At 52.6% G+C, this 3,676-nt stretch carries 8 protein-coding genes; 1 reads left to right on the forward strand and 7 read right to left on the reverse strand.

What is annotated here, in order from left to right:
• On the forward strand, positions 1–226 hold a 226-nt coding region (locus ACVCAM_RS26000; protein WP_042948727.1), incomplete at its 5' end, for a hypothetical protein.
• 230 nt (positions 227–456) lie between these two features.
• Here the strand turns inward: ACVCAM_RS26000 and msrA are convergent.
• From msrA to ACVCAM_RS26035, 7 genes are all read right to left on the reverse strand, one after another.
• Positions 457–951 (reverse strand): peptide-methionine (S)-S-oxide reductase MsrA, encoded by a 495-nt coding sequence (gene msrA / locus ACVCAM_RS26005; RefSeq protein WP_001567377.1) that lies wholly within the window; start codon positions 949–951, stop codon positions 457–459.
• Entirely contained in the window at positions 941–1,402 is a 462-nt protein-coding gene (gene msrB / locus ACVCAM_RS26010) for a peptide-methionine (R)-S-oxide reductase MsrB (protein WP_001567378.1), read from the reverse strand. Before msrB ends, msrA begins: the two co-directional genes overlap by 11 nt.
• 23 nt (positions 1,403–1,425) lie before the next feature.
• Complete coding sequence (locus ACVCAM_RS26015) at positions 1,426–1,563, reverse strand: hypothetical protein (RefSeq protein WP_021243014.1); 138 nt, start codon at positions 1,561–1,563, stop codon at positions 1,426–1,428.
• A gap of 73 nt (positions 1,564–1,636) precedes the next feature.
• Entirely contained in the window at positions 1,637–2,143 is a 507-nt protein-coding gene (locus ACVCAM_RS26020) for a DUF417 family protein (protein WP_001567380.1), read from the reverse strand.
• Positions 2,144–2,173: 30 nt separating this feature from the next.
• Positions 2,174–2,434, reverse strand: a complete 261-nt coding sequence (locus ACVCAM_RS26025; protein WP_001567381.1) for a DUF1471 domain-containing protein — start codon at positions 2,432–2,434, stop codon at positions 2,174–2,176.
• A 212-nt stretch (positions 2,435–2,646) separates the two neighbouring features.
• Positions 2,647–3,204, reverse strand: coding sequence for a TetR/AcrR family transcriptional regulator (locus ACVCAM_RS26030; protein ID WP_001567382.1), 558 nt, complete (start codon positions 3,202–3,204; stop codon positions 2,647–2,649).
• 96 nt (positions 3,205–3,300) lie between these two features.
• Complete coding sequence (locus ACVCAM_RS26035) at positions 3,301–3,567, reverse strand: YdgH/BhsA/McbA-like domain containing protein (protein WP_001567383.1); 267 nt, start codon at positions 3,565–3,567, stop codon at positions 3,301–3,303.
• Positions 3,568–3,676: the final 109 nt, after the last annotated feature.

The raw sequence follows: 3,676 nt of genomic DNA on the forward strand, positions 1-3,676 counted from the left end.
TGAGACGACCCCTAGCGGTGCGTACAATGAAGCCTTTATGTTAAATAGGGGCTTTTGTTGTCCGGAAAAGGCTGAGCAAAAATACGATAAACAGTGTCATACCGGTAACCAGCATGACATAGCCGGCTGTTGGGTTATAAGTCAGACAGAAGGCTGTGCAGGCACTGGGGGCGTGTATGCGAAAAAGCCCGGCAAAACACAGACTGGCCGAGAGTCCGTAAAATAACGATCCTGCGATAACGGTCAGCATAATTCTAAACATTGTCCCTTTGTCCCTTTGACCCTAATCATCCTCATCTTTTTTCTAATATGCCCCTTAAAATCAGGATGTTGATTGTTTTGTATGCAAGAAATGGACTAAAGAAATTTGTTTGTGATCCCATTCTCGTTTCTGCATATGAACAAAAAAGCCCCGCACATGGGCGGGGCTGAATGCTGCGAGTCTGCGACGGTGACTTATCCCGGAAGCGTCCAGTCAGGTCGTTCAAAATGGCAGGTATAGCCGTTGGGATTATGCTGCAGGTAATCCTGATGCTCTGGCTCTGCAGACCAGAACTCACCGGCCTGCTCTACTTCTGTCACCACGACTCCGGGCCAGACTCCTGAATCATCTATTTCACGGATAAGCTGGTTTGCCTGCTGCTTTTGCTCCTCTGTGGTGAAAAAGATGGCTGAGCGGTAGCTTGAGCCGACGTCATTACCCTGACGAAGTATTGTTGTAGGGTTGTGAATACTAAAGAAATATTCCAGTAGTTTTCGGTAGCTCAGTTTATCCGGGGAATACACCACCTTCACCGCCTCCGCATGTCCTGGGTGGTGCTGGTATGTCGGGTTATCATTACGTCCGCCGGTATAGCCCACTTCGGTGCTGACCACGCCATTGAGTTTGCGGATCAGCTCCTGGACACCCCAGAAACAACCACCGGCAAGGATTGCCACATCAGTTTTCATGCTTATCTCCTTTCTCAAACAGGGGAAGAAATTCACCGTATCCTTCTGTTTCCAGAGCGCCTTTCGGGATAAAACGCAGTGAAGCCGAGTTAATGCAGTAACGTAATCCACCGGTATCCTGTGGCCCGTCAGGGAAGACGTGTCCCAGATGGCTGTCACCGTGATGGGAACGCACTTCAGTACGCACCATGCCGTGACTGAGGTCGCTCAGGTTGCGGACGTTGTTTTCCACTGGTTTGCTGAATGCCGGCCAGCCACAGCCCGAATCAAATTTGTCCTTCGACGAGAACAGTGGCTCACCGGAGACGATATCCACGTACAGTCCGTCCTCAAAGTGGTCGTCATATTCTCCGGTAAACGGGCGCTCAGTGGCGCTTTTCTGGGTGACGCTGAACTGCAGTTCCGTCAGTGCCTGAATGGTCTGTGGGTCTTTTTTATACGGTTTGTTCATATCGCTCTCCTGACAAATCTCACTCACCGGGACGGGTCCTGCTCATGAATAAGATCCAGATAGTGTTTTTCAAAGTCCGGGTTGGCGGGGAGCGACTTATTTTCCAGGTAGCGCTCTAAAAAGTAGCGGGGAGTGATCCCCGCCCGAAAGGCGGCTTCCATGCCTCTCACCATGAACCCGGGAGTGGTGTCATATTTGCTGGCCAGAAATATCAGGCTGCTGCGTAATTCAGGGTCACCCCATGGCTGACAATGCGTCAGACGAGCGGGGTTTGTGCACGGCGCTGAGTTGCTTCGCCCTCCGGTTAATCAGTGTCCGTCGCAGGTCATGACGCAACAGCACCAGTCCAGCCCCAATCAGAAGAACATCCTTGATAATGAAGCTGTCAATGCGACCCAGCTGCGGCAGAAGGCTCAGGGTGACGATGCCGGTGCCTGCCACCATCAGGGCGCCTGCTGCACCCACTGCCGGCCGGAAAAATCCGGCAATCAGGGCCAGAAGGGTGATATTTTCCACCACGCCGAGTGCGTAGCTGAGCCCCTGAACGCCGAGAGCCGGATACAGCGCACCGAGCCAGGTGCCTGGCAGCAGGTGGTGAAGGGCATTGGCCTCGAAGGCAAACCATTTGTAGGTGCCAAACAGGGCGAAGATGAAAATCACTGACAGCCGCAGAACCATAATGTCCAGGCCTGACGTTTTACGAAGTAACCGGCGCAGTTGTGTCTCGACGTTATTTTTCATGGTGTGTGTCCTTTTATTTTCGTTTTGTGTTTATGCAAACAGCGTGGCGCGGGCATGAACGAAACGGGCCTGCTCAAGCTCAGAAATCAGATAAGCGGCAGCGCCATGTTCAAGGGCTTCGCGGATAACCTCCCGCTCCAGCTCATCCACGGAAGACACCCAGCCAACAGAGAGTGTACGGACCGGTACCAGAGCTGCTTTTTCTTCCTCAGTAAGATCGGATTTGATGATGACCGGTCCATGGGCTTTACGGGTGAAGACAGCGATAACGTCGTTGATAAGTGCTTTCATGATGATGCCCCCTGCATGTCTGTTTTATTGTGTTGTCGTGTTGTTAATATTTATTCTACCTACCAGTAGATAGATTGGCAAGGGGTAACTGGAAATTAAACGCAAGGAAAGTCTTAATGTCTTCTGAGGCCCCCGGAATACAGGCGTTGTCAGCGGTGATTTTTTTGAGTGCTGGCTGCCCCGGTTAAACCGGGGCAGCCACAGGCGTGGCTTTACGGGCGGGAGAGTAGCTGAATAAGCGCGCTCATGGTGCGGGAACAGGCATCATGAGGAGGGATCCGATTGAGCATCAGGGCCCCTTTAATGGCGCTGCCGATGATAATGGCCACGTCAGCCGGCTCAGCAGTAAAAGCCAGTTCACCGCTTTCACGACCCGAAACCAGCACACTGGTCAGGATGCGCAGGTCGGTTTGTGCCAGTCGTGAGGTGGCTTTCTGAAGAGGTTCTTCAAACAGGGCGCTGTCGGACAGCATGGCGTGAATGCCACACATCTGGCCGCTGTCGGCGCATTTGAGAAATGCGTCCATATAACCCTGCAGACGGGCTTTACCCGGTGGCAGCTGTAACAGGGCAGCTTCCAGTTTCAGCAGGCTGGCCTCCTTGTATTCACAATAGGCAAGCCCGAGGTCGGTTTTGGTCTGAAAATGGTAATGGATACTGGCCTTCCGTATTCCCAGACCGTCAGCGAGATCAGCATAGCTGAAGCCCTGGTAGCCGTTCTGCTGGATAAGGGTATCAGTCAGTTCAATCAGACTGTCATGGGTGGACATAATGTTCTCCTGGCACCTGCGGGTGCCTGTTATTCAGACACAACTGCGCCCGGAAACCAGAAGGGTTCCGGGCGCAGTTGCGAGGGTAACGGGTATTCAACGATACAGGACAGCGGTACCGGAAAGTTTATTCATACCGGTGGCACTGGTGATGCGGTAGTGTGTGGCCCCGGCATCAGCGGCTTTCATATCCAGTGAGGCCACCAGGTCATCCAGGGTGGTGAAGCCACCGGAAGAGACCACCCCAATTTTTTGCAGCGATGCTGCTTCGCTGCGGGAAACCATTTGCGGGCTGGCGGCATAGCTCAGTGCGCTGGCGGACAGGGCGATGATGGCAAGGGTGGTTTTGATGATGTTTTTCATGATGACGCTCCTGATGTTCTGTTGTGTGTTTTTGTTTGTGTGTCGTGTTGTTAAAATCAAATATACCAACCAGTAGATAGGTTGGCAAGTGTTAATTGGGGTCCGCTTG

The organism is Enterobacter sp. CFEC122 (assembly GCF_052983755.1).